7 protein-coding genes are annotated in these 18,826 nt (G+C 61.1%); 2 read left to right on the top strand and 5 right to left on the bottom strand.

Annotated elements, in window-relative coordinates; translation table 11 throughout:
* Positions 1-856: 856 nt before the first annotated feature.
* Both LFT47_RS05410 and LFT47_RS05405 read left to right on the top strand, forming a co-directional pair.
* Positions 857-1,447, top strand: coding sequence for a DUF4190 domain-containing protein (locus LFT47_RS05410; protein ID WP_236815996.1), 591 nt, complete (start codon positions 857-859; stop codon positions 1,445-1,447).
* Positions 1,448-1,549: 102 nt separating this feature from the next.
* Positions 1,550-2,269 carry a hypothetical protein gene (locus tag LFT47_RS05405; protein WP_236815995.1) on the top strand — a complete coding sequence of 240 codons (720 nt, stop codon included), beginning with the start codon at positions 1,550-1,552 and terminating at the stop codon, positions 2,267-2,269.
* Between the two features lie 223 nt (positions 2,270-2,492).
* Here LFT47_RS05405 and LFT47_RS05400 read toward each other — a convergent pair whose 3' ends face one another.
* From LFT47_RS05400 to LFT47_RS05380, 5 genes are all read right to left on the bottom strand, one after another.
* Positions 2,493-3,563, bottom strand: coding sequence for an McrC family protein (locus tag LFT47_RS05400; protein ID WP_236815994.1), 1,071 nt, complete (start codon positions 3,561-3,563; stop codon positions 2,493-2,495).
* 164 nt (positions 3,564-3,727) lie between these two features.
* Entirely contained in the window at positions 3,728-6,745 is a 3,018-nt protein-coding gene (locus tag LFT47_RS05395; RefSeq protein WP_236815993.1) for an McrB family protein, read from the bottom strand.
* The gene (locus LFT47_RS05390; RefSeq protein WP_236815992.1) at positions 6,742-10,791 is read right to left on the bottom strand and encodes an Eco57I restriction-modification methylase domain-containing protein; all 4,050 of its coding nucleotides are present in this window, start codon (positions 10,789-10,791) and stop codon (positions 6,742-6,744) included. Before LFT47_RS05390 ends, LFT47_RS05395 begins: the two co-directional genes overlap by 4 nt.
* Entirely contained in the window at positions 10,788-13,643 is a 2,856-nt protein-coding gene (locus tag LFT47_RS05385; RefSeq protein ID WP_236815990.1) for a helicase-related protein, read from the bottom strand. Before LFT47_RS05385 ends, LFT47_RS05390 begins: the two co-directional genes overlap by 4 nt.
* On the bottom strand, positions 13,640-18,820 hold the full coding sequence (locus LFT47_RS05380; RefSeq protein WP_236815988.1) for a DEAD/DEAH box helicase: 5,181 nt from the start codon (positions 18,818-18,820) through the stop codon (positions 13,640-13,642). Before LFT47_RS05380 ends, LFT47_RS05385 begins: the two co-directional genes overlap by 4 nt.
* Between the last annotated feature and the right edge of the window lie 6 nt (positions 18,821-18,826).

The following is an 18,826-nucleotide window of genomic DNA, read 5'->3' as shown; positions in this document are numbered from 1 at the left end:
CCTAAGTTATTGACCCCGAAGACCGTGTGGGGACGACTTTATGTCTACCTCGCTTCGGTGGGCGGTATGTGGGCAGCGCAATGGTTGCTTTACTGGGCCACTTCTGGTTGGACACCCAAGCCGACTCTAGCCAGCTTGGTAATGTTCAGCATCATCTTCCTTTTCTTCGTCCTTGCCATCAAGCCAGGAGTTCCTTGGTTCCCGACAAGAAAGAAGTAGGCAACTTGGGCCGGGCGGGTCAGTAAGTCCTGGACGTAGGCGGCCCGCGCTGGACGACCTTACATTGATTGTCGCGGACCGGTCGGTCGCTTGTGGATTCGAGTAATTCTGCAAGCGGCTGACCGGGGTCACCTTGCGAAGTCGGTTCGCAAGGTGCACCCTGCTTCCCGTGACGATAGCGCCACGACACCCCCACCCGCGAGCTCGGCCGTAATGGCATCCGGCAGCGCGAGCACCTGGAAGCAGTCAACGACGGCGAGCCAAACCTTCACGGACGACTTCGCCGAACCCTTGGCAACACCCGAGCCGCCCGCTGTCCAAGGGCAGCCCACCCTCCCGGCAGAACTTCGTTGCGGCTTGCACCAGAGGCTGGCCCGCAAACGTGCCCGAATCCCCTCACCCGCCAGCACAGAGGTTGAAACAGCGACGGCTTGAATACTCCGGCGCCCACGAACTTGTGCGGGTGGGCGGAACGCAGGGAGTTGACTGGCGTTTTCAAGAATCTCCCCTAAAATGTCCGACCCAGATCCTAACGTGAGCACAGCAGGCTGCCGAGAGTAAGAGCAGGGGTAATTTCAACGCTTTCGCACTCGCGGCCCTGCATTGTCTCCGAATCGCTCAACCCGAAGGATCTATCATGACCGAACCACTCGCACCGTACGCCCAGCCTGCACCGGCCGTCCCCGCGCCCTCGAAGGGCAGCGGCTTCGGCACCGCCGCCCTCGTGCTGGGTATTCTTGCCATCGTCTTTTCGATCATCCCGATCGTCGGCTTCGTCGCCTTTCTGCTCGGCCCACTTGCCATCATTTTCGGCGTCATTGGGTTGACCCGTAAGTTCTCCAAGAAGGGAACCTCTGCTGCCGGACTTATCCTGGGCGTTCTCTCCGTGATCATCGCCATCATCGTGACTGCCATCATCGGCGCTGCGGCTCAGAGCGTCAGCGACTCGGTGAACAAGGAACACAAGATCGAGTACGTCGTCACCGTCACCGGAAAGGCTCATGTCTCCTACTGGACCGATGGAGGCACCTCGAACGAGGACATCACGGCCAACTGGAAGAAGGACGTCACCGCCAAGGGCTTCAACCTGAGCTCTTTGATCGTCACGGGTGATTACTCGAGCCCGACCAACGTCACCTGCGAAATCCTGGTCGACGGCCAAAGCGTGTCAAAGAATAGCGGCTCCGGAACCACCGCCATGGCATCCTGCACCGGCAGCAGCAAGTAGCACCTGTTTGATCGCAGGATCCGGTGGCCTAGCCCAAGCGGCTAGGGCACCGGATCCCTCATAGCGCAGGGACTCAAGAATCGTGAATGGGGATGAAAGATAATGAACACACCATCTGAACCCGGGCCATCCGCAGCACCGGAAATGCCAACGCGGGCGCCGCAGGTCGGCACCCCCGCGGAGGGCACGACGCCGGCCGGCCGCCAAAGTGCCTTCTTTCCCAGAATGTTCAAACAGGTCCCCCGATGGGCTCGAGTGGTGGTGCCCATCGCGCTTTTCGCCGGGCTCATCGGCGGGACAGCACTCGGTTTCGCGACGCGGCCAGCCGTCAGTTCGACGAAAGAATACGCGGCACTGAACGACGAGCTCACCGCCAAAATCACCAGCGGAGACGCAACCATCAGCAAGCTGCGCGCCGCGGCGTCGGACAAGGACGCCCAGATCAGCACGTTGCAATCAGCAGCCGCCGGCGTGAAGACCCTGCAGCAACAGTTGGCTGACAAGGAGAAAACCTTGGCCAGCAAAGAAGCGGACCTGGCCTCCCGTGAACAGAAGCTCAGCGATGCGACGAAGCAGGTTGCGGCCAGTCAGATCAAGAGCGGCCTTCACGTTGTTGGTGGGGACGTGCAGCCCGGCACGTACACAACAACGGGTCCCGACGGAACCAACTCGGTCGGCTGCTACTACGCCTGGAAGACGGGCACTGGCAGCGACGCCAGCATTAAGGACAACAACATTGTCCAAGGTACGGCCACTGTGACGCTCGCGAATGGCGAGGTATTCGAATCGACGAGCTGCACCGCTTGGACGAAAATCGGGTAGCAGACGAGGGCAGGTGGTGTGCCAGCTGCGGCTCCCCACCTGCTTCCTCTAGGTCACTCTGCATCTGGCCGCTCGGGGGGCACACGTGGGTTTGGTCAGGATCGGTGCCGTTCAGAGCGAGATATCGGGAACCGTGCCTCTCCGATCGCTCGGGACCGGTGACAGGCTAACCGCCCGCAGCGTTGAAGTAAGTTTCCGCCTGCCATCAGCGACAGCGGAATACCTAAGACGCGCTTGGAAGGCCTATAACAGCAGTTGCCCGCCATTCGTTAAATGCCGAGTCTGCCAAGCGTTTCACCCTGGCTAACAAGTCATTCGGCGCTTGTGAAAGATCAAGCGGAAACTCCACGACTGAAATCTCTGTGTTTCTGACTTGGCGCACGCGCGGTTTTCCTGGCCCCGCATAAATCAGCCATGCCGTCGGCACAGTTAACGCCGTGCAATAGGCGAGCATTTGATAGTAGTCAGCATTGGGATACCCGTCGGCCGCAGACGCTGCTTTGTACTTCGCGTCGAACACCATCGCGGGAACGCCGCGTACCGAATGAACGATGTCCACTGACATGCGGACACGATTCCCAGTCTGGCCAACTTCAGACTCGTCTAAGAACGTCTCGTATTGCCCGCTGGTTTCGCCGGGATAGCCATCAAGGGCCTCGCGAAGTGAAGTTGTAACGAAGTCCTCGAACACCTTGGCCATGTTCACAACGAAAGAGGCGACGGAATGGCGTCCGATACCGGCCTCGGCCGACATGTTCCGAAGTATGATCTCCGCCAAGCGGAGGGCAGGAACATAGCGCTCGTTGAGACGCGATTCTGTCCAAGGAGGTAGCGTGGCTCCGAACCGTAGCTCCGAGACTCCGTCCAGCTTCGAATCCAAGTGGGCCAGCTTCCAGCGCACGTCATGGGAAAGCCTCGGGACCTGCATCATCAAGCGTATGGCGGCCCGCAGGATACGATTCTCGGCGATGTCAACTGTGAAGTCGTCGTAGGCGACCTCCAAGGGCAGGAGCATCCCGGGGCGGCGGGTCATCTGGTCGCCCACACGGATCCGCCCTCGGACTGTGCGGAGGGCGTCCTCAACGTGGACGTACCCACTGAGCGCACCGCGTTCCAGCGCCCGCAACCCCTGGCGGGCCAGGGATTCGCCGAGGGCGGCGAACAGGTCGGTGTCTTCGATGCCCGCAATGTCTTCCGGACGGAAGCCCGGGTTCGCGGCGTAGCTGAGCAGGAACAGCAGCCGGCTGAGACCAACCTTCTGTTTTGGCTTGACCTCGACCAGAAGGTTTCCCACCTGGACAGCCCCTACGGTTCCCGCCGGGAGCACCGTCCACAATCCGCCGTGAGCAGGCAGTACCGTCACCAGCCCGGTGTCCCGGAGTGTGGCGGCCACTTCCGGATCCAGTTCAACTGGATCTGCCGAACTTTGTAGCTCGTCGAGGACGATCGATCGGAGCATCAGGTGGACGTGTCTTCCGAGTCCGTCAACAGCTGCTCGAACTCATCGGCGCCCTCACCATCTAGGACCTGCTCAGCAGACGCCAAGGAAAGGTCCACCGGCCCGACCCTGCTCGCCGCCTTGCGGCGCATCGCCGCCAACCCAAACTTCTCCCGGATCTGGTTCCGCTTCAGACGTCCAAAATACTGTTCTTCGAGCAGCGGCAGCAGCTCGTATTTCCAGATCTCCTCGAGTCCTTCGTCGGTCTCAGCATGGGGCTTCATGAAGTAGGACGGCCCGATCATGAGATCACGGTTAGTCTCCTCAATCTCGCTGTTCAAGGCATTCAGCAGTTCTGCCCGCAAAGAAGGCTTTCCGTTCGCCTTGAGGAAGCGTTCCAGCAGCCCCGAAATCATGCCGTCCTGCGGGTGCAACTCAATGAACGCAAATCGACGCCGAATGGCCGCGTCCACCATTGCAATTGACCTGTCCGAAGTGTTCATCGTTCCGATAATGAACAGGTTGGGCGGGAGCGCAAAGACCTTTTCCGGGTTGTATTGGAGATTAATCCCCTCATTCCGGTACTCAAGCAGGTAATACAACTCGCCAAAGATCTTGGCCAAATTTCCGCGATTCATCTCGTCGATGACGAGGAAGTACGGCTTATCACGGTTGCCGTCGGATGCGGCCTCGTCGGCGATTCGCCTCAAAGGCCCTGCCTCCAGACTGAACCCGACATTTCCATCCTGGCTCTTCGCTGGACGATACCCCTCAAAGAAGTCCTCATAGGCATAGGAGGGATGGAACTGGACCGTCTTGACGTGGTCCGCGTGCTCCTCCCCCGCAACGAACTTAGCGATCGCCGTTCCCAGATAAGTCTTGCCGGTACCGGGAGGGCCGTAGAACACAACCTGCTGCCGCGTCTGAAGTAGCCGGATCACCTCTTGGAGGTGCCCCTGTTCCACGTTCAGTTTTCGGGCAAGTTCCGGCGTTGCGAGTCGCAGCCGAGGCACGATGGCGATCTGCGGCGCAGGTGCCGCGTCTTCAGTTTCATCGTCAATATCAGATTCCGCGCCGTACCAAGACGCAATGATGGAAAAAGCTTCCGTGAGGTCAACCACCGCTCCCTGCTCGGCCAAGAGCCGGGGCAACGGCGCGGGAACATCCTCATTGCTGATGGGAGTCTTCTGCCATGCCACTGAGCGTCGCAGGCGCGATGAAGCATCGTCCGCGTAATGAGCCTCACCTGTCACGATGCCGAGGTAGAGGGCGTCCTCGAATGCAGTGACCACGAAGTCGTCCGCCTTCATGATGCTGAGGAATCGGTGGTACTCCATGGCCCGGAGTTTCCGTTCCGAGTATTCGATGTGCTGGTAGCCCTTGTTGACGGCCGTCTGGATTTGGCTCACTGTCGACCCGGGTGCGGGTGATCCCAGGTGCTGTGCCGGAGTGGATACGAAGCCGTCCTCCAACCAGGGATGAAGCATCGCGGATCCGGCCTGGCTTTGCCGCACTAGCCAAGCGCGTTGGCCAGAATCTTCGGAGCCTGTCCGCCATTGACTCAGGTACGGTTCCCGGTACCACTCGACGAATTGGTTGGTGTTGCCCTGTTGAACTAGACGAATGGCATGCAGGTCCTTGGCGATCGCACCTTCGTCGTTGATGTTCCGGCCGGTCGCCCCACCGATGACGCCTGCGAAGGCTTGCCAGATCTCGATCCGATGATCGCGCTTGACCACAGGTGGAAGGTAGCCCGGCCATGCCAGGTAGTCGATGCTGTACCGGATCATTGGCCTGTCGTCCGGCACCGACTGGGAAATATCGCGGAACGTCCAAGGATCTTCCAGCCCGGCTGCGATTAGGCTCATGGGCTGACCCGCGACATGCTCAACGAGCCTGGACAGCCATTTCATGTGCTCTGCCACTTGGATGTTGAATCCGACGCCGCCGTGAAACGCGCCCTCCGCTCCCAGACCTTCAGTAAGCCCGATTGGGAGGGTTACCGGGGCGTCATCGATCCAGGACAGGATCTTGTTCACCCGGGCCACTTTGGTGGCCCCGCCAACGTTGCTGAGGGGCAGAACTTGCAGGTAGGCGAGTTCGGCGGCCAGCAGGATAGTGGCCCGGTTTGCGCCCTGCAGCTGGCGCTCGAACTTGGCCATAAACGTTCCGGGGCCCACATCCAGCTCACCCCGGGCCGCCAGCTCGCGGGCGTTCTCGACGGTCCACAACACAGTTATACCGTCAAAGAGTGAAGGTTCCCCGCGGAATCCGGTTTCGATGATCCGCCGTGCTACCGCCTCAAGCTCGGGAGCTATGGTAGCAGCAGCAATGTTCAGATCGAGCTCGGCGGAGGGAATTTTGTCGCCCCGCCATTGCCGAAGGATCGCGGCCTGCTCCGGCGTCCAGTCGTCGCCCGGGCCGGTGTTCATGACCGACCACATCACTCCTTGGGCCTCCAACCGATTGAATTCGCCAAGCTCCGCAGCCGCCAGCTCCGCACGCAGTTCGTCCAGGGTTTCCAAGAACGCCTCGTAGCGGCCTCGAGCTGTCCGGACCGTCTCCTTGTAGTCAAAGCCAATGATGTTCCAGAACTGACGGACCGCTTCGGGTCGGTAGGGCGGGAACTCGGTCGGATCCACAGCCATAAGCAGGACAGAACCCACTCCGGTGGCAATACCGTCGGAAAGTTCTCGAGAGTTCAGCTCCTTAAGACCGCCGACCAAGGCATTCAGCTTCTCCGTTTCGGGCTCCCCCGACCAAAACAGCGTAAAGAGAGATTCCAGGTTCTGCGACGAGGCATCATCGAGCTTGTCCATGGCACCGATAGTTCTGTAGTTGACGAGGTTCGTCGTCCGCAGGGCCCGAATGAAGTGCGAGTGCCATCCAGAATCCCCTGCCAGCAGTTCGTCCCGAACTACCGCGAGCTTTGCCGCCAATTCTTTCTTGTATTCATTCTCTTCCGCCTGAAGGTCGACAGTTTCGATAAATTTGCCGGCAAACTCGATGAACCGAGTCCAGTTCAAGTTCTGGATCATGCGGAGAGCTCCTTGGCGGGGTGGCGGGGGCCTTGGCCGGGCGGCGGGTTAAGCGTCGACCCAAACGGGACTCCGGTCTTGATGGCCTCCAGCATGGCGTCATAGGCCTCGAGGATGAGGCGCTTGGTGCGGTACTCCCCGAATAGGGACAAGTCCTTGCGCATCACGATGGGAAAAGCTTCCAAAACGTAGTCAATCGTTGCACGGTCATACCCGTATTCAACAAAGAGTGCGGCATCTAGTTCTGCTCGAATTCGGGACCGCCGGTCAGGATTCCACTGAAATGGACCGCCTCTTTCTAGCCCGGTCGCTGCATCTGAGATCGCTTCGTACGTTGTGTATTCGAGTTCTGCTACACGCGGCCGAATCCAATCAATAAAGCTTTGTGATGGATCATTCCATTTCGTTACACCCCTAAGGACCTCAGGCGGCAGCACAGGGAATTGCTTCACGATAAAGAAGTTCAGGGACGTGCTGCTCACCTTAGTGCGACTTATGAAGTCCTGAGCAAAAGAGTTCATTACTGTGGGAAGCACCCAAAGATCAGGGTCAGAAGATTGAAGTATTGGCAGCTTGTTTCCTACTCCCGACCTAGGAAAATTGGCGCAAATCGTGGTCCGCTCGTCGGTTGCTCGGGCGATGTCACGGAACCCGACAATCCAGCTACCACTGAGCACTGGATCGACTTCTGCGCGGGGAACCCAGTATCGAGGGAGAACCGTAAACGAGGGGTCTGCCTTCTCGGCCATCCCCACGTCTCTCACGTCCTGTCCGTCGTAAGTCGCCCAGCGGTGGTCGAACTGATGGATCATCTTGGCCTCGTACAGCGGCAACATCTTCTCGGGCTTGCCGTTGACGGTGCGCTCGAAAATGTTCCCCTGCAGGGTCCAACCTTTGCTCTCCAGCTGCTCGCGGGTGTGAAATAAATGCGAATCGGAGGTCATGTTGAAGAGGCCCTGCATGAACGAGACACCCCACGGATTGCCGTTAACGGGGTCGTTCTCGTTGATGAGGACGGGGACGCGCCGGTAGATGTCCAGGGTGATTTCAGCATCGCGGCGGGTGCGGAAGATAGGTAGCGTTCCGGTGTTCGGATTCAGCAGCTTAATCTCATCTGGAGTGAGCTCGAACTCAGATGCCGAAATGTCGGCAGGATCATGGAGGAAGAAAGCAAACGATGCAACCGACTCCTTGGCCACCCGGCCCGTCAGGGTCAGCAAGCAAAATTTATAGCTTCGATGCACGCCTTCAAACAAAGGCTTAGCGTTTTCGAAGTCATAGAGCGCCGCAATGGAGGCTGTCTCCACCATGTCGTTGAAGAAGTATTGGGTCGTGTGATCAGTTGCAATGCCGGTCGGCACAATGACCCCAGTTCGGCCCAATGGATGGGTCATTGACCGGAAAAGCTCGGCAAAGAGTGGATCTGTCTTGACCCTTCCTCGTCCGCAAAACGGATACCGTCCCGAGTTCGCGGCGAAGTGGCGGAGTCCATCGATTTCACGCTTACGCGATCGAAATTTGACGTCAAGGATTGGATCGGATTCTGGCAGCTCAGCGATGAGTTTTTTTCGTTTCGCTCCCGTGGCAGCCGCGATCTCCAGATTTTCGGATGCAAAGAACTCTTGTTCCTTGAGCTCGATGTGCTCCCACGGCGGGTTGCCTAGCACGCAGGAGAACCCCCCCGGCCAGCCCTCGGCGCCGACGTCCTCGCCGGACTCCGGGTCGCCAAAGATTTCCGGGAACTCGAGGTGCCAGTGGAAAAAGCGGTACTCGTCGGCCAGCTGTTGGATCAGGGTGACTGTCCGGGCAAATCCTGCCGAGGTGCCGGAGTCGCCCAGCTGCCGGACGATGGAGGACGTAGGAGGCTCAGCCTCACCGGCCTTGAGCGGCCACACGAAGGCTGCGCACCAGGCATCGGCGTGGAGCCTCTTCTGCTCCATTTCCGCGGAGTGGTCGAACGCGTCGTAGGCCTCGGCCCGGAAGCGTGCTTCCTCGGCGCTGGTCACGGGCTTGACCAGTTCGCGGCGCTGGCTGATCAGCTGGGCCACTGCGGACTTCGTGCCACCGAAACTGAATGCTTCCTGCCCGAGCGAGCCAAAGAGCCTGTCCGCTTTCCGGCTGTTCTCGGCTTTGTTCCGCTTATTGGCCTCCGCTGCAAACTTCTTGTCGTCGCCCTCAAGGACCGCGAAGGCCCCCTCTGGTACGCCGCCGGCGAGCAGCGCAGGCGTTGTTCCCAGCAGGCTGTTGCCGATCTTGATTCGTGCGTCCAGGAAGCCCAGCGGTTTCCCGGGTTGCATGGCTTCCAACCACAGGGAGACTTTGGCAAGTTCGGCGGCGAGGTCGTTCATGTCCACGCCGTAGATGCAGCGTTCCACCACGTCATGCAGTGCGCTCTGCACCTCGCCCGGTGTCGGCTCGTTCTCGCCGGCGCGCACCTCTGCCAGGCGACGGGCAATTCGGCGGGCGGCGGCCACCAGGAAGCCGCCGGAGCCGGAGGCTGGGTCGCAAACGGTCAGCTTAAGGAGGCGTTCCTCGGCGTTGTCCGGTCCGGCTGCACCGTTGACGGATTGGTCCAGCAGCGGGTCCAAGGCGGTGTCCAATAGTGCGGACACCAGACCTGGTGGGGTGTAGTAGGAGCCGGTGGTCTTGCGCTCGTTTCCAACCAGGTGAACGAGCTCAAAGGACCGCGTCTCGGTGTCGACGCGGGGCACCAATTCCAGCAGGGATTCGTAAACGGAGCCTAATTCCTCGGCCCCGAGATGTCGGTAGTCCACGGGCTGCAGACGGCCGGTCTTCCCAGCCACCCAGCCTAGGCCGCGGATGGCCTTGAGGAAGTCCTGGTTTGCCATCTCGGCGCCCAGCAGTAGGTCGTCACGAGGCTGGGCTTCCAACCGGACGGCACGGGAATCGGGGTCAAAGAGGCCGCCGAGTGCCGGCAGACCCACGGCTGCGAGGCCGTCGCCGCCCAGGGCGCCCAGAACGAGTTTCTGGGTACGCCACAGGTCCGGGTGCGGGCCTCCGTCGCGGGCGCGGGACATCTTCCGAAGCCGCTGCGTCGAAAAGTAGGTCTCGTAGCGATGGCGGGCATCGGTGGTCGCCGCCGGGTCGAGGAGAGCGCCGCGATCCTCCACCACGAACAGGAACAGCAGGCGGTATGCAGTGCGAAGGAGTGCCTTGTGGAAGTCGCGATGGCTTAGATCCCCGGAATGCAGGGCATCCACGAGCCAGCGGTTGTCCGGGTGGCGCAGAAAGCCTGAGCCCAGGTAGCCCAGGGCCTTCTCGACGCCGGCGCCCAGCTTGTCGAGGGCACGGGCTCCGGCCTCGACGGATTCGCTTCGCCAGTGTTCCAGCCAGCAGTCAGACGGGGGCGCTTCGGAGCCACCGCGCTTGTCCAGCCGGGACTGGTGGCAGAGTTGCCAGAACAGCTGGAACTCGGAATAGAGATCCGACTCGAAGATGGTCTCGAGATCGAATTCGATGTATGCGGAGCCTGCCAGCGCTGTGGAGTCCCGCAGGAGACGGAGCCTGAGACCATTGCTGAGAATGGCCCAGAGGTAAGTGTCCTCACGGTTCAGAAATTCCTGCAGCATCGCCTGGGGCGCGCGCCTTGCAGCACCTTCAACCTTCGGGGTTCGCTTGTCCAGGTCCACGCCAGGGCCAAGCAGGTGTATGGGCACGGACTCCCAACGGTGCGAGATGGGGTATACCTCGCTGCCGCTCGTCAGGCCGCCGGGGGTCGCAGGGACCTGCCCATAGCCGAGTTCGCGAAGGAGCACCAGAAGCCACTTCTGCCGGGCGTCGCCGGTACCGGCGCCTTGCCCGTCCGCGCGTTTGGTGGCGTCGGATTCGAGCCAGGCGCTCCACGCACCCTGTAGGTAAATCCATGTCCGTGAGGCAGCGTCCCGGACCGTCTCCGTGCCGGCAAGGTGGAAGCTCGCCGGAGCCAAGCTCCTGGCATCGCTGACCTCCCCGGCCTGGATACGCCCCAGCAAGGATGGGGGAACAACTCCCCCGACGACGGTGATGGCTTGGAATGCCGTGCTCATTTGGTGCCTCCGACCGGGCTGTAGACGTAGACTCCCAAGATGTCTGCGGGAAGATTCGGTTCGATCGTGAGGCCACGGATTCCGAGCTGGCCCGCACGGTCGCCACGGGCAGCGATCCGGACCTCGCGGTGAGCATCACGGATCTGTTCGGCCACGCCTTGGGCTTTCTGCTCCAGCTGGTCCTTCAGCTGGTCCAAAGATCCGAGGATGGCGGCCATCATGTTGGTGACATCGCCGGCATTCGCGTCCGGTCTGGCCTGGAGCAACGCTTCGACGGCTTCTTCCGGGAGCCAGACGGGGTTCTGCGGCATGCCCGTGAAGGCCAGTATGCAGGCCTCCTCTGCCATATCTGTCTTGTCGCCAAGCCGCGCGGGAAGTACCAGCTTTGTGCGGAAGCGGACAAGGAGGGCCACGGTAAGTTTGTCCACGGCGTTGGTTTTGATGAATCCGCAACGGCGGGCTGGGCGTGCCTTGCCCGTGAGTTGCGCGTCCAGAGCGGAGTTAAGGACGTAGTTTGCTGCCGCAGCGACGATGGGGTCCGTTCGTACCAGCACGGAGGTGTGGTGCGGGGCCGGGAAATCGTTGACGAAGCGGATCTTGGAATCCGAGCCCAGGGCATTGCGGATGCCCGGCACAGCCGCTGTTAGCTCGGCGACCAGCCCATCCTGCATGGTATCGACGTGCGCGCCCGTTTCTTCAAGGGCGGCTTTCACAAAGGCCGCCACGTCGCCGGGGTCTCCCAGGCTGCGTCGGGCCGCGTCCACGACTTTCTGTACTTCTTCCGGGCGGATGGCGTTCTGCGCGAAGCGGGAGCGGCTGAGCTTCTCTTGTTCCGCGCTGCTTCGCCACTCAGCTTCAAGTTCCTCGGCTTCCGGGGTGAGGCTGAACAGCTCCAGCTGGTCACCGTTCTTACCGCGCATCATGATGCCCTCTAGGAGAGCGGACAGGATCTGATCGCTGCGGGGCGGGACGGGTACGCTGATGCCCAAGTCCCGGCGGATGCTCTCATGTTTGCGCAGGAGAACATCCAGCACTATGCCGTCAATTCCGTTGTCATCACCGTAGATGGTGAGGGCGCGGACTGTATCCGAGAGCTGTCCGAACCGGTCGACCCGCCCTTCGCGCTGTTCGTGGCGGGTGGGGTTCCAGGCGAGGTCATAGTGGATTACGGCTTGGAAGCCGTCCTGCAGGTTCACGCCCTCGGATAGGCAGTCTGTGGCCACCAGTACCTTCGGAGTTTCGCCGGCGCGTTCCGCCTGCGCGGCGATGCGAGCGGCGCGTTCCTCTGAGGGCAGTTCGCCGGTGACGACTTCGACATCGAACTTTTTCTTCCCTGCGGTGCGCAGGTACTCCGAGACGTAGTGTGCCGTCGGGATGAAACGGCAAAACACGATGGGCTGGAAGCCGTCGGCGAGGAGCGTGCTGATGCGCTTCATCAGCAGCTGCAGCTTTGCGTCCTGGGCCGGGTTCGCCTGGAGCTCCACCGCGGTCTTGAGGAACGCATTGAGTTGGCGTTTCTCCCAGGACGTTTCGTCCAAGGCATCAGGTCGGGATCCGGGGACAACGTCGATGCCCTCACCGCCGTCGTCCTCTACCTGATCCATCACGACGGCCATTCCGCGTTTCTCGGCGTCCGATTCGGAGTCCTCTGCCACGGCTCGGGTATTCAGCGTCGCAGCGGCTGAGGCGGGCGAAGACGCCATGGCGCGCAGCAAAGACAGAGCGGACCACCACCGGATGCGCTGGTCGCGTTTGCTGCCGGAGGTGTCCTGGACCTGCCCGCGGACGTAGTTCAGGACGGCGTCGAAGAGCGCCCGGTGTTGCGGCGAGAGCTCGTAGGCCACTTCTACCGTCTCGCGGTCGCTCGGGAACTTGGTGTCCGACTTCAGGAAGCTGCGGATGTCCACGCGGCGGCGCTGGACCATGTGGTCCGCGAGTTTGCGGCGGCCCGCCTCAGTGGTTAGGTCCACAGTCTTGAGACTGTCATCCAGCAGGCCGATCAGGTTGCGGAAGGCGCCGTCGTTGCCGCTATGCGGCGTGGCCGTCACCAGCACGAGGTGACGGTTCGGATTGTCGGCCAGTCCCCGCACCAGCTCGTACCGCTGGGTGCGGCCGACGCCACCTTTGCCGGAGTCATCGGCGGTGACACCATGGGCCTCGTCAACAATCACCAGGTCTGGTGCCGTCCGCATGAAGTCATGGCGCTTGGACTCCGACTTGATGAAGTCAGTGGAAACGATTGTGTGTTTGAAATACTCAAAGATGGACTTGTCGTAGCCGGCTTCCTTCTGCAGTCGCTTCACTGTCCCTGGCAGGACCAGCTCGGCGTCAATACCGAACTTCTCAGAAAGCTCTTGCTTCCACTGCTGGGCCAGGCTCGGCGGGCACAGGACAGCGAGTCCGCTGGCGTCCCCTTGAGCCAGGAGCTCGGAGGCGATCAATCCGGCTTCGATGGTCTTGCCAATTCCCACGTCGTCGGCGACGAGGAGTCGCACGACATCCTGGCGTAGCGCCAGTAGCAGTGGGACGAGCTGATAGGGGCGAGGGCTCACGTTCAACCCTGCCAGGGAACGGAACGGACCACCGCTGGAGCGGAACCCGATACGAAGCGCGTCGCGGAGCAAGCGGGCACTGCGGTCATCGCCGAGGTCTGTTGCCAGCGGTAGGCCGAAGGACGCCGGGTTCACTTCCTCAATGGAGGGGATGACTCCTGCGATGTCATCGGTGGTGCCTCCCAAGGGCTGCAGGACAAGGAAGTCGGGGGTGCTCTCGGGAAGAACCACCCATTCCCGGCCGCGGGCCGCTACCAGCGAGCCAACCGCAAAACTGTGCTCCGCCGTCGTACTAGTCACTCCACCACTCCAAATACGTTCGGGTGTCCACCAACAAATGCTTCAATGTCTTCGTCCTGACGGCACCTGATGACGTTCCAGTTGCCGTACGTCAGCGCCAGGTCATCGACAGAAGGTCTCGACGCGTCCTCCACGATCACTGCAGTGCCCACCGACAATTTAGCCGTGTAGATAAAATCCACCACATTCCCCTCAATACTGGGGCCAATTTCATCGGGCAGATTTCGCCCGTTCTGCAGCAGATAGTCCAACAGGCTTTGGGCCCTCGGGCTAACCACAGTTCCGGGAGGCATAGCGTGCTTGGGTTTCGGCGCCGGTGCTGCGGCCACCGTGACAGCGCCGGCCAACTGCATCAGCCGGTCTATGACGAGCCTCCGGTCGATGATTTCATGGTCACGCTGATTGCCGTAGGACAACAGGCACCGGTAGCAACCACGGACGCAGCTGTTTTCCATGTCGTCGCCCGTCGCGGCATCGACGTGCAGAATTTCCAGCGCCTTGGCGGCGACCCTAGCCATGGCGTCCGGCTCGCTTTGCAGCCGGCGCAACACTCCGGCGCCGCCCTCTGCGGCCTCGATGAACAGCAGACGTCCCCGATCGTCACTGTCAGCCAAAAGCTCGCTTGAGAGCTCGGAATCCTCCAGCTGGAACACGGCCTCGATGCCGCGCTCCACGGCGAACTGCATCGTGGTGGCTTCGGCGTGCGTCACAGCCTCCGCCCACCGAACCACAGCTATGTTGCGGCGGTCTTCAACGTAAGGCGTCACCATCTGCTTCTTCTTGGACTGTTCTACGGTCATGTCATCCGCGTCGGTCGCGTCACCCGCGTCTCCGGTGTCCGCGGTGGCCTTCTTTTCCGACAGCCATTCGCCAGTAATGAGATCGAGCCAAAACCCATGCCGATCCTGGTTGGCCCGGTTCCGGCGACCCAGGTTGGTCACTCGGACAGTGGCTCCCTCCCCGTAGTGCGCTGCACCGATGACTTCCTCCCCGTTCAGCATCTGCGCATCGGAGCGGCCTGGCTTCTTACCGTGCGGCGCAAATCGATAGTTGGTGACTAGCTGGAATCCCTGGCGGTTGCGTTCTTCCTCGTCCGCGCTGATCCGTTCGCGGCGGCGCGTGATGACGGACTGCAACTGCATCAGGTTTGACCAACTGCCGACCAGCGGTTCGTTGCACGATTCACAGATGTCGAGTCCGGCCTCGCGCTGATGCAAGTAACCACAGGCAACGCAGACACGGGCTTCACCGAGGACAACGTCTCCCACGCCCGCGCCGTCGGAGTCGCGCGGGAGACTGACACGCTTGACCTGGTAACGGGCGCCTTCGTGGTAGATCAGCGAGTCCGGGCCGAACTCGCTGATGGCCAGGAAACGCGAGCGTTGCAGCCAGGTGCTGTTGTTGTCCTTGCCTCGTCGGATGCCTGGGATGAAGGCAGCCAATGGCAGCCGGGGGAACGAGTATCCCGGGAGGAATCCCTCGGAAGCCAAGTAACGCAGGGTGTAGAAGTCTGATTGACCCTTTGAATCGCTGTCATTGAGAAGGATTTCCAGGCGCTGGCCGGCCTCGCGGTGCCGGTTGGCCGCGGCCTCGCGTTGTTTGGAGTCTGTGGAGTGATCCTGGCTGGCTCGGTGCGCGGCGTCCTGCTCAGTGATTGCGCTCCGGTAGAGCTGACGCCACCTCTCGCAGGCCTGATCGAAGTTGGCAAGGGCGTTGTCAATGACGGCATCGGACCATGATTCAGCCCACCACGACGTGTCTTTCAGTTCCCCTTCGATGCTCCGCAAGAGGACCCCGGCCGATGCCTTGGCGCGTTTCGCGGCTTGTTCATCAGCTAGGACAGACCTGATCTCCGGCTGAAGGGGGTAGCTCTTGTCTTCAAGCTTGAGCAGCCCGCTCATGGACTTACCCAGACCCGAGCTCGTTGCGGCGAGGGCCTCAGCCAGCCAGATGGCGTGGACGTGCGACCTGACTAGGTCTTCGTTGGCGAAGTCCAACCTCGGCGGCTGTACCTGACCGGAAACCATGAGGTTCGAGCGTTCGAAGTAATAGGAGTCATGAGGGCTGCCTGTGGCACAGTAGGTCAGGACCAGGGCCGGCTGGCCCGAGCGCCCCGCGCGGCCGCTGCGCTGCGCGTAGTTTGCCGGTGTGGGCGGAACGTTGCGCATCGCCACTGCATTGAGGTCGGCGATGTCGACGCCCAGCTCCATGGTTGGAGAACAGAACAAGAGGGGAAGCTCTGCTTCGCGAAACGCCTGTTCTCTGGCTTCCCGATCTTCTGCACGCACCTGGGCAGTGTGCTCCGCTGCCTTGAGGCCCGCCAGTTCCTGTCCTTGCTCCAGGTACAGGTCCTTGAAGAACTGAATGACGCGCGGCTTCTGGTCGGCATGATATGTGCGGCGGAGCAAATCGGGGGCGCCGTATTCGCCGTCGCCCTTCCTCAAAACCATGCTGGACAGCTTGAGGCGGTAGCCGGAGACTTTGCCTTCGACGACCTCGGCAATGAAGCCGGTCTCGAGCAGAATTTGGAATAGCGAAGCGATGACTTCGTCCACTTCGGCGCGCTTGAGCTTGTTGCCCGGCGAAGCTGTCTTGGCTAGCCATCGGCCAAATGTTCCATAAGAGGTCACGGGGAGAGTCGTCCGGTAAGCCATCTTCTTGGGCTCCGTGGTCACGAGCCCGACGCTGGCAGCGGATTCCTGCTCTGGCAAAGCCCAAATACCCGTCAGGAATTCGCGGCTGCGGTTCTTGACGCGGTCCAGCCAGTCCGCCGTGAGTTCCTCGGCGTCGATGGCAAGAACGCGGCGGAACTCATCCAGCAGAACCCGGATAATCTCCTCGCGCTTGCCGGGGTCCGCGTCCCGGAGCACGTAGTGAGCCTTTTCCCAGCGGCGCTCTTGTTCCGCCAGGTTCTTGGCGAGGGGGTAGTCCACTACCAGGAGACCCGTCTGTTCAAGGTTTGGCAGGGTGATTCGCCACCCGCGTTGCAGGTCGCGCAGCGCGCGGTAGGTCACGACTTCGTTGAGGGCCCGCTTAGTTGGCTTGGGGTCCAGCGGGTCTTCAGTGCGCGCATAGTCGGACCATGCCAGGCTGAGCGTTTTGATGATCGCATCACCCAGTTCCATGGCCTCAACTCCTGCGTTGCCGGCTGAGGCGACTGCGCGGTAGAGGGCAGAGCGAAGCTGGGCCACTTGAACGAAGTCGTTCAGGTGGCCGGCCTGAAGCGATGCGTCCTGTCTGTTGTCTACGAAAGTCAGCAGTTTCTTGGCGCGCGGGCTCAAATCGCTGCCGGCCTCGGACTTCAGTAGCTGAACGAGCTTCGTTGCGATCACTGTCATTGCACTGCTGCGGCCCTCTTGGTCGAGAGTCACCACCTTGGAGAATTCACCACTCCGCGCGGATTCATAGGTGACCTGGCAATTCAGGCAGAAACCAAGGCTTCCCGGAACCCATGCAGCGAGCTGGCCATCCTCCTGGGTGTACTCGACATCCCGGGCCGCTGTGCCATCAGGCTGGACCCGGTACCGAGATGGAATCCGCTCACGCTTGGACTCGATAATCGGATTCCCGGAGACTGCGTTGTTGAGCCAGGAGGCGGGGATACGGCCAGCCTCAACAGCCTGCTCCGGCCATTCCTGCTCAGTGGAGATGTACAGATAACCGTCCTGGCCATTGTCCGGACCGCCGGTATCCTGCATTTTCAGTTCGTGACGGGCGATGAATCGGAAGTCGCCCCCGGCCTCCGTCAACCGCGCCATGAGGTACTCCTGACCGCACTCGCGACAGAACGCGAGGGGATAGAGCCGCTTCTCCGCGTCTCCGACGGTTAGCTGGAAGTCGGTCTCGATGAGTCTCGTGTCCTCAGACTCCGCTGTGGCATACAGGGAACCGGCCTTGGAAATGAACTGGTGAAGGCGGAAGGCGAACAGCGGTCGGTTGGTCTCAATGTGCTTTGCCTTCGAACCCGCAAGGAGAGTCGCGCGGATAGCTGTGGCGCAACTGCTTGCTGTTTCCCCGGTCTGCTTGGCCAGTTCCTCTGCGGCATGGGTAACGGTCTGTGGTTGTCTGCGGATAATCTTGTTGGATTCCGGCTCCGTCGTGAGGCCGAACGTGTCCTCAATCCAAGATGCAAGCGGATCGGAGGTCATCAGTGTGTACCCGCCGTCCAGCGTCGGGCTGCTGTAATCGGCATCGCCGCGTTCTCTCACAGCGGCCTTCAGATCCTGGTCCGATCGGTGCTGGTTGGTGGTCGCTTGGATCAAGGTCTCGGTCACCACGTGATCCGGCGAAACAACGGTTCCAAAAATCCGGGAAGCGACCTCGGCGACGTCCCTCTGCTGCTGGGCCACAGTTCCACCGCTCGACATCGTGGCGGACGTGCCAATGCACTGCAAGGTGCTCTGGGCGTTACAGGCGTCCCGCAAGCGGCGTACGAGCATGGCAACATCGGCGCCCTGCCGGCCGCGATACGTGTGCAGTTCATCCAGAACGAGGAACTGGAGACCGGAGGCCGCTCGGACGAGGGACTGCCGTTCCTCCGGCCGGGTCAGGACGTACTCAAGCATGACGTAGTTAGTCAGCAAGATGTCCGGGGGGTTCTTAAGGATGTTCTCGCGGGTTTCTCCGCGTTCCTGGCCGGTATAGCGCCCAAAAGTGACCGGCGGCTTGCCGTCAAACCCGTTGTCGAGGAACTTAGATAGCTCCTCCATCTGGCTGTTGGCCAACGCGTTCATCGGGTAAACGATGATGGCCTTGACGCCCTTACCCGTCCCTTCGCGGAGCACGCGGTCCACAATCGGGACTATGTACGCCAATGATTTTCCGGAGCCCGTGCCCGTTGTTAGGACATATGAATCCTTCTTGGCGGCGATTTCAATGGCATCGCGCTGATGCTTGTGCAGGGTGATGGGGGCCGAGCCACGATCACCGGCATCCTTCTTGGGCCTGAAAATGGCATCGCAGTCGGGGTGAAGGAGCCCACGCCGGACGAGCTCGTCTATGCGGCCGCCGGAGCTGAACGAGGGATTCAGGGACAGCCAAGGGTCGGGCCACTGCCGTCCCTTGTCTCCGAGCTCGACGACGGCATCCTTGATCCGCTGATCTTGAATGTCCACAAAGCCCTCAGTGAAGGACCTGTAGCCCGCGATCAGCTTTTCACGAATTCCGAACGCATCCATGCGTGC

The organism is Arthrobacter sp. FW306-2-2C-D06B (assembly GCF_021789175.1).
Classification (GTDB): domain Bacteria; phylum Actinomycetota; class Actinomycetes; order Actinomycetales; family Micrococcaceae; genus Arthrobacter.
Note: the sequence above shows the minus strand (reverse complement) of the source record. Positions and strands in the feature narration are given on the sequence as shown.

Bases quoted from the DNA above. Each gene is read 5' to 3' on its own strand.
- LFT47_RS05380 (WP_236815988.1), bottom strand. From the start codon at position 18,820: ATGGATGCGTTCGGAATTCGTGAAAAGCTGATCGCGGGCTACAGGTCC.
- LFT47_RS05405 (WP_236815995.1), top strand. From the start codon at position 1,550: ATGAACACACCATCTGAACCCGGGCCATCCGCAGCACCGGAAATGCCA.
- LFT47_RS05410 (WP_236815996.1), top strand. From the start codon at position 857: ATGACCGAACCACTCGCACCGTACGCCCAGCCTGCACCGGCCGTCCCC.
- LFT47_RS05390 (WP_236815992.1), bottom strand. From the start codon at position 10,791: ATGAGCACGGCATTCCAAGCCATCACCGTCGTCGGGGGAGTTGTTCCC.
- LFT47_RS05395 (WP_236815993.1), bottom strand. From the start codon at position 6,745: ATGATCCAGAACTTGAACTGGACTCGGTTCATCGAGTTTGCCGGCAAA.